At 43.3% G+C, this 20970-nt stretch carries 29 protein-coding genes; 1 reads left to right on the forward strand and 28 read right to left on the reverse strand.

Annotated features, from left to right (window positions below; all coding sequences use genetic code 11):
* Position 1 precedes the first annotated feature (1 nt).
* The 26 genes from ACI49J_RS11310 to ACI49J_RS11435 form a co-directional block, all read right to left on the reverse strand.
* A complete protein-coding gene (locus ACI49J_RS11310; RefSeq protein ID WP_240255227.1) occupies positions 2 to 463 on the reverse strand; it encodes a 50S ribosomal protein L30 in 462 nt (153 codons plus the stop codon).
* A gap of 7 nt (positions 464 to 470) precedes the next feature.
* Positions 471 to 1115 carry a 30S ribosomal protein S5 gene (locus ACI49J_RS11315; RefSeq protein ID WP_011921257.1) on the reverse strand — a complete coding sequence of 215 codons (645 nt, stop codon included), beginning with the start codon at positions 1113 to 1115 and terminating at the stop codon, positions 471 to 473.
* Positions 1115 to 1702, reverse strand: a complete 588-nt coding sequence (locus ACI49J_RS11320) for a 50S ribosomal protein L18 (protein WP_240255225.1) — start codon at positions 1700 to 1702, stop codon at positions 1115 to 1117. The genes ACI49J_RS11315 and ACI49J_RS11320 overlap by 1 nt, the downstream gene beginning before the upstream one ends.
* 6 nt (positions 1703 to 1708) lie before the next feature.
* Positions 1709 to 2164: a 50S ribosomal protein L19e gene (locus ACI49J_RS11325; RefSeq protein ID WP_011921255.1), complete on the reverse strand. Its 456-nt coding sequence runs from the start codon at positions 2162 to 2164 to the stop codon at positions 1709 to 1711.
* Between the two features lie 2 nt (positions 2165 to 2166).
* A complete protein-coding gene (locus tag ACI49J_RS11330) occupies positions 2167 to 2571 on the reverse strand; it encodes a 50S ribosomal protein L32e (protein WP_240255223.1) in 405 nt (134 codons plus the stop codon).
* Positions 2571 to 3116, reverse strand: a complete 546-nt coding sequence (locus tag ACI49J_RS11335; protein ID WP_240255221.1) for a 50S ribosomal protein L6 — start codon at positions 3114 to 3116, stop codon at positions 2571 to 2573. The genes ACI49J_RS11330 and ACI49J_RS11335 overlap by 1 nt, the downstream gene beginning before the upstream one ends.
* A 9-nt stretch (positions 3117 to 3125) precedes the next feature.
* Positions 3126 to 3527, reverse strand: a complete 402-nt coding sequence (locus ACI49J_RS11340; protein ID WP_011921252.1) for a 30S ribosomal protein S8 — start codon at positions 3525 to 3527, stop codon at positions 3126 to 3128.
* A 5-nt stretch (positions 3528 to 3532) separates the two neighbouring features.
* On the reverse strand, positions 3533 to 3697 hold the full coding sequence (locus tag ACI49J_RS11345) for a 30S ribosomal protein S14 (RefSeq protein WP_011921251.1): 165 nt from the start codon (positions 3695 to 3697) through the stop codon (positions 3533 to 3535).
* Positions 3698 to 3707: 10 nt separating this feature from the next.
* Positions 3708 to 4232 carry a 50S ribosomal protein L5 gene (locus ACI49J_RS11350; RefSeq protein ID WP_011921250.1) on the reverse strand — a complete coding sequence of 175 codons (525 nt, stop codon included), beginning with the start codon at positions 4230 to 4232 and terminating at the stop codon, positions 3708 to 3710.
* Between the two features lies 1 nt (position 4233).
* Entirely contained in the window at positions 4234 to 4959 is a 726-nt protein-coding gene (locus ACI49J_RS11355) for a 30S ribosomal protein S4e (protein WP_011921249.1), read from the reverse strand.
* Entirely contained in the window at positions 4956 to 5291 is a 336-nt protein-coding gene (gene rplX / locus ACI49J_RS11360; protein ID WP_011921248.1) for a 50S ribosomal protein L24, read from the reverse strand. Before rplX ends, ACI49J_RS11355 begins: the two co-directional genes overlap by 4 nt.
* Positions 5292 to 5300: 9 nt before the next feature.
* Positions 5301 to 5717: a 50S ribosomal protein L14 gene (locus ACI49J_RS11365; protein WP_011921247.1), complete on the reverse strand. Its 417-nt coding sequence runs from the start codon at positions 5715 to 5717 to the stop codon at positions 5301 to 5303.
* 6 nt (positions 5718 to 5723) lie between these two features.
* Positions 5724 to 6059: a 30S ribosomal protein S17 gene (locus ACI49J_RS11370; RefSeq protein ID WP_011921246.1), complete on the reverse strand. Its 336-nt coding sequence runs from the start codon at positions 6057 to 6059 to the stop codon at positions 5724 to 5726.
* Positions 6060 to 6063: 4 nt separating this feature from the next.
* Positions 6064 to 6318: a ribonuclease P protein subunit gene (locus tag ACI49J_RS11375; RefSeq protein ID WP_240255219.1), complete on the reverse strand. Its 255-nt coding sequence runs from the start codon at positions 6316 to 6318 to the stop codon at positions 6064 to 6066.
* On the reverse strand, positions 6305 to 6511 hold the full coding sequence (gene rpmC, locus ACI49J_RS11380; protein WP_011921244.1) for a 50S ribosomal protein L29: 207 nt from the start codon (positions 6509 to 6511) through the stop codon (positions 6305 to 6307). The genes ACI49J_RS11375 and rpmC overlap by 14 nt, the downstream gene beginning before the upstream one ends.
* Entirely contained in the window at positions 6492 to 7214 is a 723-nt protein-coding gene (locus ACI49J_RS11385) for a 30S ribosomal protein S3 (RefSeq protein WP_011921243.1), read from the reverse strand. The genes rpmC and ACI49J_RS11385 overlap by 20 nt, the downstream gene beginning before the upstream one ends.
* 3 nt (positions 7215 to 7217) lie before the next feature.
* Positions 7218 to 7688: a 50S ribosomal protein L22 gene (locus ACI49J_RS11390; RefSeq protein WP_011921242.1), complete on the reverse strand. Its 471-nt coding sequence runs from the start codon at positions 7686 to 7688 to the stop codon at positions 7218 to 7220.
* 5 nt (positions 7689 to 7693) lie between these two features.
* Positions 7694 to 8116 carry a 30S ribosomal protein S19 gene (locus ACI49J_RS11395; RefSeq protein WP_011921241.1) on the reverse strand — a complete coding sequence of 141 codons (423 nt, stop codon included), beginning with the start codon at positions 8114 to 8116 and terminating at the stop codon, positions 7694 to 7696.
* Positions 8117 to 8148: 32 nt separating this feature from the next.
* Positions 8149 to 8865: a 50S ribosomal protein L2 gene (locus ACI49J_RS11400; protein ID WP_011921240.1), complete on the reverse strand. Its 717-nt coding sequence runs from the start codon at positions 8863 to 8865 to the stop codon at positions 8149 to 8151.
* Positions 8866 to 8874: 9 nt separating this feature from the next.
* Positions 8875 to 9120: a 50S ribosomal protein L23 gene (locus tag ACI49J_RS11405; RefSeq protein ID WP_011921239.1), complete on the reverse strand. Its 246-nt coding sequence runs from the start codon at positions 9118 to 9120 to the stop codon at positions 8875 to 8877.
* A complete protein-coding gene (gene rpl4p, locus ACI49J_RS11410; RefSeq protein WP_240255217.1) occupies positions 9117 to 9908 on the reverse strand; it encodes a 50S ribosomal protein L4 in 792 nt (263 codons plus the stop codon). The genes ACI49J_RS11405 and rpl4p overlap by 4 nt, the downstream gene beginning before the upstream one ends.
* Positions 9909 to 9913: 5 nt before the next feature.
* Positions 9914 to 10939 (reverse strand): 50S ribosomal protein L3, encoded by a 1026-nt coding sequence (locus ACI49J_RS11415; RefSeq protein ID WP_240255215.1) that lies wholly within the window; start codon positions 10937 to 10939, stop codon positions 9914 to 9916.
* A gap of 154 nt (positions 10940 to 11093) precedes the next feature.
* Positions 11094 to 11822, reverse strand: coding sequence for a putative RNA uridine N3 methyltransferase (locus ACI49J_RS11420; RefSeq protein ID WP_011921236.1), 729 nt, complete (start codon positions 11820 to 11822; stop codon positions 11094 to 11096).
* Entirely contained in the window at positions 11823 to 14972 is a 3150-nt protein-coding gene (gene ileS / locus ACI49J_RS11425) for an isoleucine--tRNA ligase (protein ID WP_240255250.1), read from the reverse strand.
* A gap of 50 nt (positions 14973 to 15022) precedes the next feature.
* Positions 15023 to 16033 (reverse strand): isocitrate/isopropylmalate family dehydrogenase, encoded by a 1011-nt coding sequence (locus ACI49J_RS11430; RefSeq protein ID WP_240255213.1) that lies wholly within the window; start codon positions 16031 to 16033, stop codon positions 15023 to 15025.
* Between the two features lie 12 nt (positions 16034 to 16045).
* The gene (locus ACI49J_RS11435; RefSeq protein WP_240255211.1) at positions 16046 to 16618 is read right to left on the reverse strand and encodes a DUF447 domain-containing protein; all 573 of its coding nucleotides are present in this window, start codon (positions 16616 to 16618) and stop codon (positions 16046 to 16048) included.
* A 34-nt stretch (positions 16619 to 16652) separates the two neighbouring features.
* Here ACI49J_RS11435 and ACI49J_RS11440 point away from each other — a divergent pair, with 34 nt between their 5' ends.
* Entirely contained in the window at positions 16653 to 17957 is a 1305-nt protein-coding gene (locus tag ACI49J_RS11440) for a hypothetical protein (protein ID WP_240255208.1), read from the forward strand.
* On the opposite strand, the gene ACI49J_RS11445 is transcribed toward ACI49J_RS11440, so the two are convergent.
* Positions 17940 to 18665: an HAD family hydrolase gene (locus ACI49J_RS11445; RefSeq protein ID WP_240255206.1), complete on the reverse strand. Its 726-nt coding sequence runs from the start codon at positions 18663 to 18665 to the stop codon at positions 17940 to 17942. The two genes, ACI49J_RS11440 and ACI49J_RS11445, sit on opposite strands and share 18 nt — an antisense overlap.
* Before the next feature lie 6 nt (positions 18666 to 18671).
* Positions 18672 to 20882, reverse strand: a complete 2211-nt coding sequence (locus ACI49J_RS11450) for an elongation factor EF-2 (RefSeq protein WP_011921230.1) — start codon at positions 20880 to 20882, stop codon at positions 18672 to 18674.
* Between the last annotated feature and the right edge of the window lie 88 nt (positions 20883 to 20970).

A 20970-nucleotide genomic window follows, 5' to 3' on the forward strand; every position in this document is an offset into this window, starting at 1 on the left:
CTTACACCATCCTCCTTACAAGTTCATTAATCTTTTCTCCTCTGTAACCTAGCTCTCCTCCCGATCCAATAAAGGAGTTTATCTTCCCTTTGAATCCCTTCCTAGGTGGATGAAGTCTTATGGGAAGTTTTATAGAGGGAATAGAGTTTAATTTTAGTTCTCCGTCTACTAATTTCTTAATGAAGTCTTCCGTTGATAGCCCCAGCTCCTTTTCAATAAAGGATTGATCTAGTGCGCCTTTAACGGTCTCTATTCTTGACATTAACGCCTTTGCTCCGTCCATGTTAAGCTCTCCCCAGGTAACGTAAGACTGAACCTTCCTCACCATTCCTACAATATCATCCTGCTTTGGATACACCATTGCGCTATACTGTTTACTTAACCTAAGCATCTCCAGAACCTCCTGAAGATCCCAGGGGGTTGAGGCGCTTCCCCTTATCCTTACAATAAGGATAGACGACATAAAACCTTCACCTTCTCCTTGCCCAATCAACTGGGGTTACGAATTTATACGTATTATAGAGAGCTCTATAGCCTGCCATGATGAAATTGTCCGTTGTTCTTGTCTCTCCCCTACTAAATGACCAGACATCCTTTATTCCAGCATAGGTCAGCAAGGTCTTTAATACTCCTCCAGCTACTAAACCTGTTCCCTTAGGTGCAGGCCTCAACACAACCTCCGCGCTACCTGACTTACCTGAGACAAGGAAAGGTAAGCTATGTGATTCACCACAAGTACACTCCCAGCTTCCACATCCTCTTCTAACAGGTATAACATGCATTTTTGCGTCTCTAATTGCCTTTTGAATGGCCACCCTCAACTGTTTAGACTTACCCACGCCTATGCTCACATAACCATCGTAATTCCCCATTACTACGAGAACCTTGTACCTGGATAGTTCACCAGCATCTGTTTGCTTCTGTACCATTCCTATATCAATTACCTCATACTTCATGTTAGGCAATAGAACATCAATAATTTCAGGTTCTGCTATACTCATGTTCCTTGCGTAGAGCTCCTTAATTGAAGTTATCTTGCCCTCTTTAACCAACTGACCAATTTTGGTCCTGGGTTTCCACTCCTCTACATTTGAAACAGGTACTTCCTCAGCCATCACTTCTCACCTGATTTAATAGAATTTAGAACCTCCTTGAAATGGGAGGGTAGATCCTTAGGGTCAAGACCCCTAGCCAGATACCTTGAGAATAACCTTCTATATTTATCCGGATCCTCTTGCTCAAGCTTCTTAGCGTATTCAGCAATATGCTTTCCTGCTAACCTATCATTATTAACCCCAACATCGCCCATGGGGACCTTGACGCCACTGTCAATAACTCCTTTCAATACATAGAATATCCTGGCCCCCTTAGTTGGAGTGAACAATCCCAGATCCGCGCTAGCGCTGGTCATTCCTGCCTTCTTAGCTCTAAGGCCTGCCAGATAACCTGTTAGATAACAGGCAGTCGAGTTGTTCTCATCCCCCTTCCAACCAAACTTCATAAGTTCTCTTGAATGAGCTGCAGCCACTGTTATGTCACCCTTAGGGTCAAATTTAACGAACTGAACAATTACATACTTATTTGTCAACCTAACTACTACCCTATCCGATCTATTTAATACGTAAGTGTACCTTCTGTAATAGTTGGTTTTGCCTTCTCTTCTCCTTCTATACTTAACCTTGTAATTTGGACCATGTGCCATCTATCATCACTCCTTTATCTTGCCCATCTGTTTGAGCAAAGTCTTTACGTCATTGAGGTTCTTAAATGTGCCTCCCTTGGCCTTAATGTATAAGGTTCTATAGGTCCTTGTATCTATAATTTCATGATCTCTTAACCATTGCAAGTATCTTCTTATCTTTCTAATCTTGACAATCCATTCCTCCTTTTTACCAGTTCTAGCCCCCTTTCTACCCTTTTTACTTCCTGTTCTTCTGCCTTCACCCTTTCTTTTCCTACTGCGTCTCCTCTCCTTTACTCTTCCTCTACTATTCCCACGGGTAGAAAGAATTACAATCTTACCATCCTTTATGAGCCTCTTTATTTCTTCCCTAGTTAATGCACCTGCTACCTCATCGACATGCTCTGGTGGTATCCTTACCCTACTAACTCCAGCATTCTTTATATCAGCTGCGAGCCTTTTCTGAAGTTCAAGCTCTGCCATGTTTACTCACCATTAGCTACACGAAATCCCAATTCCTTGGCCTTACTTATTATTTCTAACCTTTTCTTAAGACCGACTTTTCCAGAAATCCTTAGAATAACTCTGTCCTTTGATTCCTTGAGTTGTTCCACTTCATAGACGTTATTCACTATAACTTCTCTCAAACCTGTAGGATGAAGATATCTAATGAGCTTAGGGCTCCTAAAGCCTACCATGACAGGTTTCGGAAATCCCTTTATCCTTAGCCTGGTTTTATTATCTTGACCTCTTGTCCTTCTCCACCTTTCTTGCCTCTCCAGTCTAAAGTACTTATCCCAATCATACCTAAGGAATTTAGGCAACAGAGCCTTATGTTTCAATTTCATTTTATATATCTTTTTCCTACTTAAACTAGTTTTACCGTTCATTACGAGATCACCTCTTTCTTGTAAATATAAATCCCATCTGAGAATATCCTCCTATCGAAATCTCTGATTTTAGTTACTGTCTCAATATTAGCAGCGGTCTGCGATACCTTTTCTAGATCAATCCCTTCAACCACTATATCCTCTCCTTTAACCGTCACCTTAACGCCTGGCATTATCTTGGCCACTCTAATATTCTTCTCTCCAATTAAGTTAGTGATCTGAACCTCATCGTTAACAACCTTTACAGTTATTGGGAAATGAGTAAATATTATCTTCAGATAATATCTGTATCCATTTTGAACCCCAGTGAACATGTTCTTGATATGCTTTACAATACTATATGCTGTGGCCTTCTCCCTTCTCCCCAGGAAGGATCCCTCTAGTATTATTTTGCCATCCTCAAGGGAAATGGTAAGGAATTTGGCAAAGGAGAAGTCTCTTGATAGTTCACCCTTCTTCCCCTTTACCTTCACCGTCTTACCATCAATGTTAACTGTTATCCCAGAAGGTATTTGTATTTCCTCTCTGAAGGATACCATCTGCATACTTTCACCTCAATATACATAACCCAGGACAATTCCTCCCGTTCTTTGCCTTGCTGCCTCCTTATGGGTCATAACTCCCTTTGGCGTTGAAACTATTATTACGCCAATCTCCTTGGATGGCAGATATCTCCTGATGTAATCTGGAAGACTGATCATTTCCCTGTAAGTCAAGGAGTAACGAGGAGTTATAGCACCACACTTATTGATTCTGCCCATTAATTGTACTAGAATCTTGCCCCATCTACCATCGTCAATGTACTCAAATTCTCCTACATATCCCTCTTTTTGCATTACACGCAGAACATTTACTATCAATTTAGACGAGGGCATTATAATTGCTTGCTTATTTCTTCTCATCTCGTTATTATACAGGGAGCTTAAAGCGTTTGACAAAGTGTTGATTACCGTCATCTATCTCACCTCAACCTCTTGAACCCTAATGGATATGCAACTTCTCTGAAACATTGCCTGCATAAATATATCCCGTATTTCTGTATTACAGAGTCTGTGCTTCCACACCTTCTACAATATTGGACTCCCTTTCCATGTTTCCTTTCAGCCGGTGGTTTATACTTACCCATTCATATCACCTTAAACAATAGTAACCCCAAAGTTTTCCGTGAGGAACTTCATTGCTTCTTCCTTCCTTACCCTCACGGAATCTGGAATCCTTGATTTCTGTCTTTTTCTCCTGCTTACTCTGAAACCTGGGCGCTCAAATGTTATGGCCACATCAAGTCCGAATATACCCACCTCAGGATCATAACGTGTGCCTGGAATCACCACATGTTCTGCAATACCGAAACTTACATTTCCGTGCTTATCAAAGCTACTGGCTTTAATCTTATAATTAACGGCAGCCAGCACTCTTTTTAGGAATTCCTCAGCCTTTTCATCACGTAAAGTCACCATTACACCGATCGGAGCTCCCTTTCTCACATCAAACTCCTTAATGGATTTCTTAGCCTTTGTGTAAACTGGCTTAGCTCCTGTTAGCTCTTCCACTAATTGGTAAGCTTTTTGCAACCTCTCTCCCGATTCACCAAGTCCAATGTTTACCGTTACCTTGGCGATCCTCACATTTCTCATTGGATTTTGTTTAGTTACCTGCTCCATTTTACTCCACCTTCACCTCAGGTTTTTCCTCTCCTATAACCATTGCATTTTCAAGGTTAGTCTCGTATTCAGAACCGTCTGGGCTTCTAATTACAACAATGGAGTAACGCCTGGTCTTGTAAGGAGAGGTCTGAATTCTCTTTAATTGACCTATGATTCCTGCGTTCTTTCCACCTACAGCCATAACATATACATTTTCCTTAAACCCATACACACCTAAAATCTCCTGGTTTGGAATTGATATCTTTAAGGTTGTCAGGGTAGGAAGCTTGAACATTTCAGTGGACTCCTTGCTTATCAAAAGGTTCCTCCCATCTTCGAGATTAAATTGAAGTAAACCCCCCTTCACGAGCGTTTTGTTCAGCAACCTTACGAGTTTGAATTTACTTTCCTCTTCCGAGATCTTTACAGGTTTAAGAAGCCTAGCACGATCTGGAACTATTCTCAAATATAGGTCAGCATGAGGAATAGCAATCACATCCATCAAACCTACAGGATATTTGTAATCACGTCTTACTCTTCCATCCACTAGCACCTTACCGTCTGAAATTATCTTCTTAGATTCCTTAAGCGAAGAAGTAAACGCGAGATAATCCCTCAGAAGTAAACCTAGTGGGATACTCTTGCCTAACGGATGGGGACCAGGCGAGGCTCTAACGGTCCATTTATACTCCTTTTTACTCGCTCTTAAGAACCAGGGAGCCTCTAATCTAGTAATATGAGTCATTGAGCCTTACCTCCTTGCTCCTCTTTCTGCCTTGAAGCTTTCCTATTTATAATGTCTTTCCTCCTTGGATCGTTTGTATTCAACTTAGTAATTTCTACCTTAGAAGCGTGAATCTTAATGTAGACTGGAGTGCCGTCTGCCTTCTTCCTAGTCAGACCTTCAATAGCTATTCTACCAGACTCAGGGAACACCTGAGTCACCTTTCCCTCAAAGCCGTAATTATCTCCCCTCATTACTCTCACAGTATCATCCTTCCTTATACCGATTCTTTTCATTCCATATTCCTTCGCTAGCTCATCGGAAAGAGGGGCAATCAGTTTAGACGATACCATCGAAATCACCTAAACTATTAAGGTAGCCAGGCTAGCTACCTTTGGCCATCTTTCTGCAGCTTCCCTTGCTACTGGACCTCTTATCTCTGTTCCCTTTGCTGTACCATCTGGGTTTACAATAACTACTGCATTATCATCGAACGAGATCCAAGTACCATCTGGCCTTCTGAAGGGCATTCTCTGCCTTATTACCACTGCCTTAAACTTCTGCTTTCTGACGTCAGGGGCTCCTTTCCTAACAGATACCATCACAAGATCGCCTACGTTTGCGTAAGGTACTCTCCTTAGAGCACCTCTATAGCCGAAGACACTAATGATCATGGCCTCCTTAGCGCCACTGTTGTCAGACACATTTACCATAGTATAGTTTTGAACTGCGGGAGTTAGGCCCTTCCTCGATCCTAATACCTGCATTTTTTCTGGCATTCATTTTCACCTCTTGCCTAGAACTACGAAGGAAACCGATTTAGATAGGGGTCTAGTTTCCCCTATTATAACTCTGTCTCCTTCCTTGACGTCCAGACAACTGGGAACTCTCGCATGAATTCTGCTCGTTCTTCTTTCATATCTCTTGTATTTATGATCGTAGAACAGGTAAGTTCTTTCGATCACACCCATCTTGGGTGCCCTATTCTTAACCAAGGTACCCTCAATTAGAGTACCTCTAACCTTTAAACTCCCATGGAATGGGCAATCCTCGTCCTCACACTCCCTACTAGGAGGAGTGATCCCAGGAATGCCCACGTTTTTTGTTTTTACTTGAGACATGAAATCACCTCAACCTTTTTATCGGCTTGCCTATCAAGGCGTCGCCACATATAGTTAATCGACGTCTTTTAAAATCTATCTCATAAATTCCATTGGGTTTATATACGGAAAATGCGTTGTCCCCTGCCTTAACGAGAAAGGTTTTCTCGGTTTCCAGAATTATTATTCCTTCCCTCCCAACCAAGGAGGGATCAGAATTAGTTAAAATCCTTACTCTTTTCCCTATTAGATCATACTCTAAAAATCTATTTTTTCTCATTTCTCTTTTTTTCTGAAAGTATAGTGTATATACGGGCTATATCTTTCCTTATATTCCTTATCGAGGAAGTGTTCTTGATCGTTCCCATCCTCGCCTCGGCCTTTCTCTTGAGAAGATCAGCCTTGAGCTCTTCTAGGCGTTTCTTTAGGTCCTCTTCGCTTAATTTCCTGAGTTCACTGACTCTTTTGGTCATTTTCCGCGCCTCCTAATTGTTCCTCAAGTTTAACGTTTTGGGTCTCATCAATTATCCTCACATTTGTTACCCTAACTTCTCCAGATTCGCCCCCAGTACTAGTGCCTGCAGTTTGTTTAAGCGAAATTTTATCTATGGTCCTCAGGGGCTTCGTTATAACCACCTCAACACCATATATTCCCATCTTGAGTGTGGCTATGGCTATGGCCCTGTCCACCATTACATCTAGGTTATTGCCGGTCTTGTAGACTATTCCCTCCTTAAGCTTCTCGAACTTAGCTCTCTCTGAAGTAATCTTTCCGCTAACTATCACCTCTGCTCCAAGGGCTCCAGCGTTCATTATCCTCCTGATTGTCATGAAGGCAGCTCTTCGGAAGTGATATCCCTTCTCAAGGGTCACCGCTAGCCTGAACGCCATTACCCTAGCGTTCAGCTCTGGTTTCTCCGGCTGAGTTACAGTGATCTGAGGATTCTCTAGGTTAAAGTACTTCTCCAATATTTGGGCCAACCTCTTTATTGTCTTTCCATCTTTACCTATAATGATCGCTGGTCTACCCGCATAGATTGTAACTCTAGTACCCATGGGAGTCTTGCTGATCTCAGAACCAGCATATTCAGCGTTATAATATTCCTTTGCTAAGAACTCATCTACCATTACTCTTGTCATGGACTTTTGAAGGAAGTATTTCTTTATATCAACCAACCTCTACACCTCACCAACTATAACCTCTATGTGAGAAGTCCTGTTGTATTTCTTAGTGGCCCTACCAAACGCCCTAGGCATAAATCTCTTTATAATAATGCCCTTATGCGCTGCTATATGGACAACCTTGAGTTTATCCTCATCCAATCCCTTTCCTTGCGCATTAGCCAATGCGTTCTCTAGGGCCTTGTTTACATACTTTATAGCCTTTTTAGGATATCTGCCACTTTTGACTTTCCATTTTCTTGAGATATTTGACTTGTGAGAAGCACCGTGGTCATATCTCCAGTATGGCAAGGCCTCCTTCTCCTCCATAACTCTCTGGAGGAAAGCCTGGGCTTCCTTAACATTCATTCCTCTAATTGCCTTGCACACATTATAGAGATCCTTTATCGAAACAGGAGCATTTCTAATCACTGCTTTACCAACTCTACTATCATCAAGGGATAGAATAGGATAATTCCATGCTGCCATTTTCTTCACCCTTTCATGGCCATGAAGAGGCTGGATCTTGTAGCCTTAAGGCCAGGTTCTCCATGTTCTACCTTCTGGATCGGTATAGAGAACTCACCTAGATAATGCCCTATCATCTCAGGCACCACTTGAAACTCAACGAATTGCTTGCCATTATATACTGCAAATTTCAAACCTACCATCTCCGGTAAAATTACCAGACTTCTCACATGGGTCTTAATCGGCTTGTCTGCCTTTGAATCCCTTCTGATTTTCCTGATCTTTTCAATTAAAGTCCTTTCTGAAGGAGTAAAACCCTTCCTCAAAGATCTTCTCTGTCTGGCGGGTAACAACTTGATAAAATCGTCCATTGGCATGTTCAACAATTCTTCTAATGATTTGCCCCTATACCTAAACTTCTTCCACTCGGCAGGAATCTCCACTGACATCTACAGATCATCCCCCCTAGTATTATTTAAGTTCACTTCCTATCCCTCCTACCCGTTCTACGTGCTGCAATATGTCCAACCTTTCTGCCTGGCGGGGTATTCCTAGCCACAGTGCTAGACCTGCTAACGCTCTGATGAAGACCTCCTCCGTGTGGATGAGACACAACGTTCATCGCAACACCTCTAACATCAGGCCACTTTGTTGCTTTGACCTTATACTTCCAGTAATTATTTCCGGCCTTTAGAAGAGGTTTCTCTAAGACTCCTCCGCCTGCCACAGTTCCCACAGTGACCAAAGCGTTCTCATCTATCTCCTTTATCTTTCCAGAGGGTAACCTTAGAATAACTTTTCCCTCAGATTTCCCCACTACAATTGCATATGATCCAGCCGTTCTTGCGTATCTTCCACCATCTCCTCTATGAAGTTCCACGTTAGATACATACACACCCTCAGGTAGATCTTTCGCTGGAACTATGTTACCCAAGGATGCTGGGGAGCCCTCTCCAACCTCTATTTTTTGACCTGATATTAATCCCTGAACGGCAGGAATGAAGAACTGAATACCAGTATCTAACTTAACCTTTGCCACTGGTTCTGTCATTCCAGGATTATGCAAAATATCAACAACCTTAGCGATATGATGCCCGGTTATAGTTGGATATCTGACCTTTCCTACCCTTAACCAACCTGGGTTTCGGAAATTTATGTTTCCTCTTCCTGCTCTTTGTTGTAAAAGTTTCTTACCCATTTAAATCACCTAAAGAATTCCAAGCTTCTGGGCTATTTCTGACGCCTTGTATTCAGGCGCCAGCTTGACATACGCCTTCTTCTCACCTCTAGGTGTTATCACCACGTTAACTTTCTCCACCTTCACTCCAAACGCCTTCTCCACTTCACTCTTTATAGTTGCCTTATTGTCCTCCCTATCTACTACGAGAACTAGCGTATTATTTGATTCTAACAATCTAACCGACTTCTCCGTGGAAATACTTTCTTTGATCATTTTATCAGCCCCTTAAATCTATCCTGGAGAACCTTAAGGGCAGATTCGGTATAAATTACTAATCTACCCGCATGTCCTCCTGGTGCCAGATGAATTACACTCACATCTTTAGCTGAGACTACATCTACGCCTGGCAAGTTTAGGGCTGCCTCCACAATAGGCAGTTTGGGATCATGAACAACAAGTAATGGTCCGACCGTACGCTTATACTTTCTCCCTCTCATCTTCCCCTTACCTGCTCTTATTCTCTTGTAAGAGGCCCTTTCTAATTCCTGTTCCAGTCCTAGCTTAATCAAGATCTCCTCTAGCTCTGCTGTCTTCCTGATACCTCCAAGATCATCGACCACAACTAGGGGTAGATCACCCGTAAACCTGTGTCCTCTATTTGTTACAATCTCCTTTATAGTAGTAGAGGCCAACGCGCTTATCACGGCTAACCTCTTTTCCTTCTCGTTTATGTCTTCCTTTACTCTTTCCCTAGGAGACGGGGGAAAAGCCAATCTTCCTCCCACTGTATTAGGGGCTAGTGCACCCTCACCTGCTCCCCTTATACGTGGAACCCTCGCCAAACCTAGGTTTATACCAAAACTTTTAGCTGTGGTTCTCTTGCCAGCCATTGGATCCCTTCCTTTAGGCTGTAGACCTTGCGTAAATGACGAGTGAAATGCCCTCCTTATTAGGTCCTTCCTTACAGGATAACTAAAGATTAAAGGTAGCTGAACGTCCTTTACCTTGTTTCCTGATAGATCCAATACTTTTGTACTTTTTTCTAAAAGAGTTGTATACACTCATTTCACCCCTGCTTACTGTTCACATCCACATAGGTAACCTTCGGAACCGGAAGTTGTGTGGAATAAGGCCTGATGGGGTACCTCAGGAAGAGAGGTCTCTTTATGGATCCTATCGTGGAGCCTTGAACTAGAAGGTAGGTATTCTTGACTAGTCCATATCTCACGAAACCACCCTTGGGGTTTATCAACTTGGTATCGTCTGATATCTTCAGGATCCTCTTGTTGTACTCGGTTCTCCTGTGGAATCCCATCTGACCTGGCTGAGGAACATAACTTGGAGTTCCCAAAGATGGACCTTTTGTACCAACCTTCCTGCTACCTTTCCTATGTTTATGCCATCTAGGTAACTCCTGTACTCCGTACCTCTTGATCACACCTTGAAAACCATGTCCCTTGGTCACACCTATTATATCCATAAGCTGACCTTCTTTGAAGACGTCCCTTACTGAAAGAGTATTGCCGAGAAGCTTTAAACCATACTCGAGTTGGCTTTTTGTGTTTCCACCACCTATCTGAACCTCTACAATATCCGGAGTTTTCTTACCAAGGGCTGGAATAAGATGCGGTTGGGTTGAAACGAGAAGCCTAAAGTAGCTAACGCTCTCAAGGTTAGACTCAATGTCCTTTAACTGATGTTCCTTCTTCTCTTTATCAATCTTTAATCCCCTTATTCTTCTAGTGATGAACTTGCCAAAGTCTCCCAGGTCCCCCCACACTTCGCCCATTACTGAATGTTCTCCCCTATTGTTTAACCCATAAGCTCTTAACGCAAGAACGTAAATGGGTGGAGTCTCCAGAACAGTAACGGGGACATAAATCTCCTTCCCAAACATAGACGAGGATCTATCTTCGTCTATCATAAAGATGTGGGTCATGCCCACCTTATATCCCACAAACCCAAGAGTTACGGGATTGGGTAAGTTCACTTCAGGATAAGATCTTGGAGATGGTAAAAGCTCCTCTGATCTTTTTCTGGGTCTTAATCCGGCTGATCCTCTCCTTGGCGAGGATAACTTTCTATGTCCCATCCTATACCCCTTCTCCTATCACATCAGATCGATGACCAATAATAAATTTGATGCCCAACTATGAGGACATAATATTAGATCCCCAACCCCCTGAAATCGAACACCCTTAAAGTACGATTTAGCTGGATATGAGATAACTGAGTAGACAATTGTCTCACATTAAGATAAAATTTAGTACAGTGAGACTTGCAATTAAGGCCTCCTTAGACCTAACGTCGGATACCCCTTGTTTACGTATGAAGTTAAAGGATGGATAGGCCTTGAACAATGACTTTATACCTCCGCTTGGGGGTCCTATTAAAAGCGTAATGCCATGACTTTGATACATAGATCTTAGGGTACCGATACTCTCCAAAGGATCAAGACCAGATCTGCTAGCTATTACGACGTTGTTAATCTTGCCTAAATCTAGTTCAGAGATGGTCTCAATTGATGGTCCTTCATAGAAGGGTGAAGTGTACCTCAATGCTTTGCATTTCTCAGAGTTAACCACTAGCATGAAACCGTTCTTCCCTTCACAACCCTTCAGACCACTATTCCCCCGCTGGACCAGTCTTATCTCCCCCTCTACAGGAACATTAGATACAGCATGATAGGGAGTATTAATAGGCTGAAGTAAACCTGCCTTGCTGAGGTCCGGGTCTATCCCTATATTCCTTTTAAGGTAAGGAGGGGTCATAGCATATGTCATGAGCTTCCTTATCCTAGACAAGTGCGAACGTTCGCCCCGATCCACTAGGTAGAGCCTTGTGACCCTGAACTCAACCAAAGCCCTAATTACGTCAGAAACCTCCAGGGTAAAAACCGTAAGGTTGTTTTTCAAGGTAAACATATCAGGATAGATAGCTACATTAAGGGGGTGAGCCCTGGGAAAGGGAAACATCTACTGAACCTTTCTTATACCTATTGTATATTCTTCTCCATCTATGTCCCAGGTGGTAATCTGGTCTCCCTCCTGTTGTCCTATGATAACTTCCTTAGACCTGGTCTCCGCAGAGATGTAGTCCCTGAATTTTTCCAGAACCTCAGCTCTATCCTGTGGAGGGACTATACTGACAATTATGTAATCGGTTACATTTAAGTTCATTAATTTTCTCATATATTGTATTCTCCTTATCACATCTCTGACTATTCCTTCCTCCTCTTCCTTACCGCTAATCTCCCTAGGTATGAGTACAACCCCGCTCTCAAAGGATCCGCTGGTATATTCTGGCTTCACTTCCTCTGTAATTCTTAGATGTGTTGTGGATAGTTTTACCTCCGTGTCATCTATAAACACCGTGTGGAACCCCTTTTCAAGGATATCCTTAGCTATGACCTCCTTATTGCTCTCCACGTATTGTACGATCCTAGGGGACAACCTTTTGTACTCCTTCCCTATGGCTCCCTTATCTGGCTCTATCTTCAACTGACTGAACTCGTAAAACTTCGCCATATCGTAGAATCTAACTTCCTTGGAGTTGAGGAGGGTCTTTAATAGCTCCTTGTTCTCATCGAGCTTAGCTATTAAGCCAGAGTCCTTTAAGAAAACGTGGGCAACTGATACTGGCCATCTAAGTTTAATGTTGGCCTTTGCCCTAGCGTTCAAGCTAGCCTCAGAGATGGCTTTCATTAATTCCACCGTGGCTTCGAGCCCATTGTCAATCAAGTCTTTCCTCACATCTCCTAAGATTTCCATGGAGACAGATAGTTTCTTGTCGTTAACCACAAAGGTCTGATATACTTTCTCGGCGAAATATGGAACGACGGCTGAGGCCATTATCAACCATTCACGCATTATATAATACAAGATAGTGTAGAGGACCAGCTTATCTTGGCTTAATCCTTCCTCCCAGGCCCTCTTCCTCACAAGCCTCAAGTAGAATCTGCTTATGTCCTCTATCATGAATCTTACCAGTTCATTGGCTAACTCATGAACCTTGTAATCCCTCATCGCCTCGCTAACCCTAGACCGCATATTGTAAAATCTCGACACTATCCATCTATCCTCCACCCTAGCATATTTCAACGCCTCCTCGAGGCTCATCTTCGTGGGACTAAAGTTGTCTAGGTTCATGTACATTGAGGTAAAGAGGAATACGTTCCATATAATTTGCAGGTCTCTTTGTGATAGTTCGAGGTTTTTCTCAGAAAACTTGACGTCCTCCCATGTGGTATTTCTCAATAGCATTAGCCTTAGTACATCTCTTCCATATTTCTCGATTACAACAGAAGGTTCAACGTAATTACCTAGGCTCTTGTGCATCTCCCTTCCCTGCTCGTCAAGCATGAAACCATGAACTAATACTGCCTCATAGGGAGCCCTATCATCTAAGATAACTCCCGATCTAAGGAGGCTGAAGAACCAACCCCTTAATTGATCATGGCCTTCTAAAACTAAGTCCACTGGGCCTAACTCCTTCCACTTGCTCATCCAGTCTTTTCCTAGGCTGGAAAAGAAGGCTACGCCGCTGTCAAACCAGACATCCGCTACATCAGGAACTCTCTTAGCTTTGGCCCCGCATTTCTCACATCGAATAACAACGTTATCTATCCAAGGCTTATGAAGATCTTCGGGAACCTCATTTAAGGCCACCTTCTTTAGTTCCTCCACGCTCCCAACTACGTTCACATGCCCATTTTCACATACCCATATGGGAAGCGGATTTCCCCAAAACCTCTGCCTACTTATCACCCAGTCCCTGAGTTCGGCAACCATATTCCCTATTCTCGTCCTCCCCCAAGAGGGTATCCAGTTAACTCTGTCTATCTCTGATTGTAGTTTATCCTTTAACTTGGTGACCCTAATAAACCACTGGTCTATTGCCCTCAATATTAGTGGAGATTTACATCTCCAGCAAATAGGATAACGGTGAACTATCTTACCAGCATGAAGAAGGGCGCCTCTCTCTTTCAGGTCCTGAATTATCACGTTAGCCGAGTCTCTGACATTCATGTTAGCGTACTTTCCTGCCATTTCAGTGAACTGACCTCTGTCATTTACCAGCATCACCACAGGCATTCCATTGGACTTGCCTATCTCAAAATCCACATCACCGTGCCCTGGCGCAGAGTGCACTAGCCCAGTACCGTCCTCCAGGGTTACCCTATCTCCCGCGTCTACCACAACGTGATATTGGTCAATGTTGTGCTGTGCAGGTACTATGTCCCGTAATGGGTGTTCATAGCGAAGTCCAAGAATCTCCTCTCCCTTGAACGTTCTAAGGACCTTGAACTTCTGTATCTTAGCCTCCTTCATTACCGCCTCCACTCTTTGCTCTGCGATAATATAGACCTCACCGTTTGCCTCAACCTCAGCATACTTGTAGTCCTTGTTTATCATCACAAAGACGTTAGAGGGCAAGGTCCATGGGGTTGTGGTCCATATAACCAGGAACTTGTTCTGGGATCCCACTACCTTAAACTTGACGTATATGGAAGGATCCTCAATATCCTTGTACTCGGACACCTCGTAATCTGATAACGTCGTTTCGCACCTTGGACACCAGTGCAAAACTTGAACATCCCTTGCCAGTAACCCCTTCTCATGTGCCTTCTTTATCACGGCCCATGAGTTGCTGATAAACGTTGAATCCAAGGTAAGATAGGGATTCTCCCAATCCATGAACACGCCGACATTCTTGAAATTCTCGGACATGGAATTCAGATTAGTTAGTGCAAAATCTCTACAGAGCTGGACAAATTTCTCTACACCTATCTTATCATATATATCCCTTTTTTGAGAAATATTTAACTTCCTCTCAACGGCCACCTCAATGGGCAATCCGTGGGTGTCATAACCTGGCTGGTCATGAACCCTATAACCTTCAAGTCTCTTGTATCTTAAGATGGAATCCTTGATTACCTTATTCCAAATAGTGCCTATATGGGGTATGGGTGCAGATGGATAAGGTGGTCCATCTATGAAAAGGAATTTCTTTGTAAATTTCCCGTTGTATTCCTTTAAGGCCTTGTAAACTTTTTTCTCAACCCAAAAATCTGAAACCTCTTTTTCTATCTTCAATGGTTCAAATTTCGATTGAAGGGGCCTCACTGGAGATAAGTCTGACACGAAAGGGTTTTCATTGTATGAATTTAAAAACACTATGTTAGCTTCGAATATATCGCGTCAACTATGTCGCTTAACTTGGAGCTTCCACCCACATCGGGCGTGAGATTTTTACCCTCGCTATAAACCTTGTAAATCGAGTTAGTAAGTGATTGCGAGGCCTGTAAATATCTCTGATCCTTACTTAGTTGATACATGCGTTCCAGCATCATACTCACGGAGAGCAGAAAAGCTGTTGGGTTCACAATTCCCTTCCCAGCTATGTCGAAGGCAGCTCCATGAACGGGTTCAAATAGCGACTTCCTTTCCCCAATGTTTGCCGAGGGAGCCAAGCCTAAGCTTCCAGCTATTTGTGAAGCCTCGTCGCTCAGTATATCTCCGTACATGTTCGTGGTGACAATGACGTCAAACATGTTTGGGTCCTTCACTAAATTCGCCGCTGCCGCATCTACGTACATCTCGTTATATTCGACCTTTCCCTTTAGCACGGAACGACAGGACCTTGCAAACAACCCATCTGTTATCCTCATCACGTTAGCCTTGTGAACGCAGGTAACCTTGTTTCTTCTCCTCTTTGCATAATCCAGCGCAACGTTGGCTATCCTGGTGGAAGCCATAGCTGATATCACCTTAAGTCCAACAGCGACTCCTTCTGAGATTTCATGCTCGAACCCCTTATAGAGATCCTCAGTGTTCTCCCTAACTATTAGTACATCTACGTTTCCATATTTGTTGGGAACTCCTGGAAGTGATTTAGCAGGCCTTAGATTGGCATACATATCATACATCTGCCTTAACTTTACCACTACGTCCATGGCTGACTCGCCCACTGGGCCCTTAAGTATCATGTCAGACGACTCTATTACCTTGAGGGTATTCTTTGGCAATGCCTCCCCGTACTTGGCTTGAGCCGAATCCCCAGCCTCCACCTCAATAAACTCTATTCCGAGAGAGTACGTTTCCACAAGTTTCGCTAAGATTTTCTTACTTGCAAAAAATATTTCTGGTCCTACTCCATCGCCCGGAATTACCGAAACCCTAAACATGGGTTGGCATACCTAATCAAGCTTATATCCTTTTGACCTCAGCGTCTCCAAGATCTCTCGGAGGTATCCCTCCAGGTACGGACTAGTTCTTTTAATCACGCCTATCTCATAGCTCATTATTTCAAGCAACTTTTCCCTCTCTTGGGGTAGGATATCCAACCTTGTCAAATGGACAAGGAGATCCACGAATAACCCATCTCCTCTAGAAAAGGATTTTTCCCTGCATTCTCCCTTAAATTCTAGAAAATTTAACGTGTACTCACTGGGGTTTCCCAGAGCCTCGAGATTACACTTTGCAATGAATACGCACGAAACGTCTATTACGGGTAAACCATACATGAAGGAGGTAGGCCTTAAACTGCCGTTTAGGCCTTCATAAAAGAGAGTTGGGTCCTGAGTTATGAGGATGGAGCAATAAGGATGCACGGAGATATTTCTAGAGGTAATAGATCCCTCGTATAGCCTCAACCTATACTCCTTGAAGTATCTCAAGCCCACAGGGGAGATGTTGTCAGAGACTCCAGTGGTACCCAATAGTACCTCATAAATTCCGGGGTGCGGAAAAACTTGATTTATTTTGTACATGTAGACTATCGATTAAGTTAACAAGGTTAGAATAATGAGCATTGATCATGGGTTAGCAGGCGATATAAACGAGGGAAGAAGGATAGGGAGACTAAGAGAAATCTTAGAAGACGTCAGCGATGAAATTAAGGTCTACAGGGAGAGGATATTAACGTGGGAGGTTAACCATTCTCTGGTAACCATAAACGGTGAAAGGGTAGAACATCAGGCACTACCATACTCGCCTACCTCGTATATCAGAGGACACGTAGTGGAGAATCCTGAAGACTGTAGGAAAGACACAGTACTTGTAAATAGGGGTAACTCGAGGTTCGATGTTTATTACGACATTATTCTGGCCAAGAGGTTTGGTTGTGAAGCCTTACTATTAACACAAGTCGAGACTGTCTCGATTTCGCCTCCTTACCTACAGTCTGGAGCCTCGGAACCCCCACTGGGTCTGATATCGATAAAAGGTGCAAATCCTAAGAAAGGGAATCTGGTGGAGATAAATCTCGAAACCAAGGCAAGGATCGTAGACGCTTACGCTATCCATGCGATAAAAAATGGAAGAGAAAGGTCCAAAAAACTCCTTCTGGTCTCCAATCACGATACATGGCTTAGCAAAAGTAAAAGCTGGGTAGTGTCAGCGAAAATTTTCCGAGAGCTAAATGACCCTAGTAACCAATGGGAATACCTTTGTATATCTGGAATGGAGTCTGGAGCACCCGGATTTTCATCGCTTTACTGGGGATACATGGCTAGGCAACTTAGTAAGAAATTTACAGACAGGGATCTGGCAGTAGAGGTTAGAGATAACCCAGGTTTAGGGCTCTCACCTGGAATGAGATATCAAGACATTAAGGGTGATCTGATTTCCCCAATGTCAGCGTCTTTCGAGTTATTGAGGAATGGGATACCATCTGTGACCCTGGGAATAGGAGATACTTCCACAGATCAAACTGATGTAATAAAGACTCTGAAGGCTCTCTCTTCTAATTTCAAATTCTCTCTACAGGATCTAATAAATGATCTCCTTGACGAGTATTCCCTGTTACCCCCTGAGGTGAAATCCCTACTCACCAACCTCAGCGGAAAACCAAGAGAGCCCAGATACCTTGTCAGATATCTAGGAAGGTACATGGGGTTGCCTGGAAGGATTGAATATGCACTTTTTCACAAGTTGGTGGCTGTAAGGAAATCCTTGAAACACAGGTTCATGTTCGCAGAGGACAATCCAGCGCTAGGAATAGAGGTAACGAGAAATGGGTTTCTCGCAAGCTATAGATCAGAATTAGATAGGGAAATCACAAACTCTTACATTTACAGGTTACACGAAGATTTACAGGAACTCCTCTAACTCCTTTAAACTTGACACTACAAAATCAGCATACAATTCAGGATATTTTACAGACCTCTCTCGATCTACAAGTATGCTCTTGAGTCCGGCCTTCTTGGCAGCTAAGCAATCTTTAACTGGATCATCTCCAACCATTACGCACTCATTTCCCTTAGCCTTTAGCTCCTCACAGGCAAGAATGAAGGGCTGGATACTGGGTTTAGGCTTAACATTATTTTCACCACCTATTATTATTATATCAAACTTGTCAATATAGGGAAACTTTGATATTCTAGACTTCTTGTCTCCACCCTCACCGTCGCTGTTGGTAACAAGGCCTAGTTTATACCCCTTCTGCTTGAGATAGGTTAGAATATCCATCGCATCTTCGAAGGGAAGAGTCTCTCCTGCGATTGACCAGTAGAGGCTAGTCCATTCGAATAGCTGATCCTTCTCAACCTCATTTATCCCAATCTCTTTCAGAACCTCTACCCACCAGGCGTTCCTATCATAAACTCCCTCTGAGTCGAGCTTCTCAGAGATATAGAGAAGCTTCTGCTCCAATAGCTCAGGAGAGACAAGTGTTTGTGCATTATCCTTTAGAAAATTGTAAATATCCGAGGAAACGGCTTGAATAGCCTTCCTGAAAACAGGTTTAGAGTTAACTAGCGTATTATCGTAATCAAATAGGATTGCCTTGGAGCCAGCAAAAAGGTTGAATTCTTCCATTTCGATTCACGACAGGAAGTCCTCAACCTTGGGCAGTTCCTTGGGGAGACCCTTTCTTTCTCTGATCTTCAGAATCACATCAGTAAGGATGCTGTCTGGAACTGGAGCCCATTTACTGAACTCGGTTCCCCAGAACGCTCTACCGCCGGTGGAGCCTCTTAGATCACTGGCTAGCTCGTAGGACTCTGACACAGGGATCTCTGCAAGTATCCTAGCGACGCTTCCCGATTGAGTCATATTAAGCACTTTGCCCCTCTTTCTGCTTAGAACCGCTGTTACATTACCCACAAATTCCATCGGAACCCTTATATCAAGCTTCTGAAGTGGCTCTAGGAGTGTTGGCTTAGACATGAGCATTGCAGCAAATATGGCATTCCTCACTGCCGGATAGATTTGGGCAGGTCCCCTATGTGCAGGATCTTCATGTATGGTAGCGTCGTGAAGTATAACCTTTACTCCCCTGATAGGTTCATGGGCTAAAGGCCCTTCTCTCATTGCCAACCTATAACCTTGGAGCATTGTATCCATTATCTCCCTTAAATGCTGGACACCGCTCGTGGCATCTATGAGTACATTAACGTTTTCATCAATCGCGATTATTTTCTTGGCCTCGTCGTAATCCCAGTCTGCTTGATCCCTGAGAATCTTGGCCATCTCCTTAGAATCCATGTCCTCCTTGATGGTACCGTTAGAGATCAGTTCAATCGTCTTATCATTAAGCGGTTCAACACTGATGTAGAACTTGTTATGCTTGTTGGGAGATTTACCCTCAAACACCTGACTCTTATTCCTTACACTCTCCCTATACACGACGATTGGTGGAGTAGTAACTACATCAACGCCATAATTATCCTTTAGTAACTGTAACGAGACCTCAACGTGTAGGAATCCCATTCCAGAGAGGAGATACTCTCCGGTCTCCTCATTAATCTTGACCACTAGGTTAGGATCCTCAATACTTAGCTTCCTTAGCGCATCAATCATTTTTGTTAAGTCCTTTGGATTCTTGGGCTCCACTGCTATGGTTACCACGGGCTCTGAGACGTAATGAAGCTTCTCAAAGCTTCCCTGAAGATCTTTATATCTAATGTCTATGAGAGTCTCACCGGATCTGGCCCTTTCTAAGCCTAGCACTGCAGCAATATTTCCTGCTGGTATTTCATCTGCTAGCTCCCTAAACTGACCCATGTAAATGCTGACCTGTAGGACCTTCTGAGGTGCCTTGGCGTTGACTAACCAGACCTCGCTACCTGGCCTAATGGTACCAGAAAATACCCTACCTGTTGCCACCAGACCTGCGTGTGGATCCACCTTCATGTCTGTGATCATCATCACGACGGGACCATTTGGATCCGCGTTAAGCATGGACTTTGCTAGCTCATTATCCAGGTCGCCTTTCCATATCTTGGGAATTCTATACTTCTGAGCGTCCACAGGATTTGGTACAAACTTAATCACTGCGTCCAGAAGTGCCTCGTTTATGGGTACTTGAGACGCTAATTCATTAATCTTTGTCTTGTCAGTAGTTGAATAGGCATCAATCACATGTTTCATGTTGATGCCCTTTTTCTGAGCCATTGGTATACTAAAGCCCCACCTGTCCTTTGCCGAACCAAACACCACATTGCCCAAGGTTGGATTAATGGCCCATTTCTCCTTTAGTTCAGGCTCAGCATATATGTTAATGAGATTGTTTACTTCCTTAATGATATCCATTAACTTCTGCATCATTTCTTGAGGACCTAACTTCAACTCCTTAACCAGCCTGTCCACCTTATTAACGAACAGAATTGGCCTTACCCTTTCCTCTAGGCTTTGCCTCAACACAGTCTCAGTTTGTGTCATTACTCCTTCCACAGAATCTACCACTACGATGGATCCGTCTAACACCCTGAGGCTTCTAGTTACCCTTCCGCTGAAATCAACGTGTCCGGGAGTATCAATCAGGTTAATGACGTAACCTTTACCCTCAACTTCGTGGTACAAGCTTACGTTGGCTGCCTTAACAGTTATACCCCTTTGTTGTTCTACGGATAGATAGTCCAGGGCTAATGCCTCTCCAGCTACCTTAGGTGAAATTATACCTGAGGCAGCCAATAGTTGGTCGCTGGTGGTTGTCTTACCGTGATCAACGTGTGCAATGATACCAATATTCCTTACCCTTGTCCTATCCTTCATTAGGCTCAAAACTTGTTCTGATGTCTTATATTTGGGCAAGATATCTCACCTAGTATCGTAAACATGTAGTACTATAAGCAGAGGTATTAAAGTGTGATTATAGGAAAGTTATCATCGGCTTTTAGCA

This window comes from Metallosphaera sp. D4-4 (assembly GCF_046245145.1).
GTDB lineage: Archaea > Thermoproteota > Thermoprotei_A > Sulfolobales > Sulfolobaceae > Metallosphaera > Metallosphaera sedula.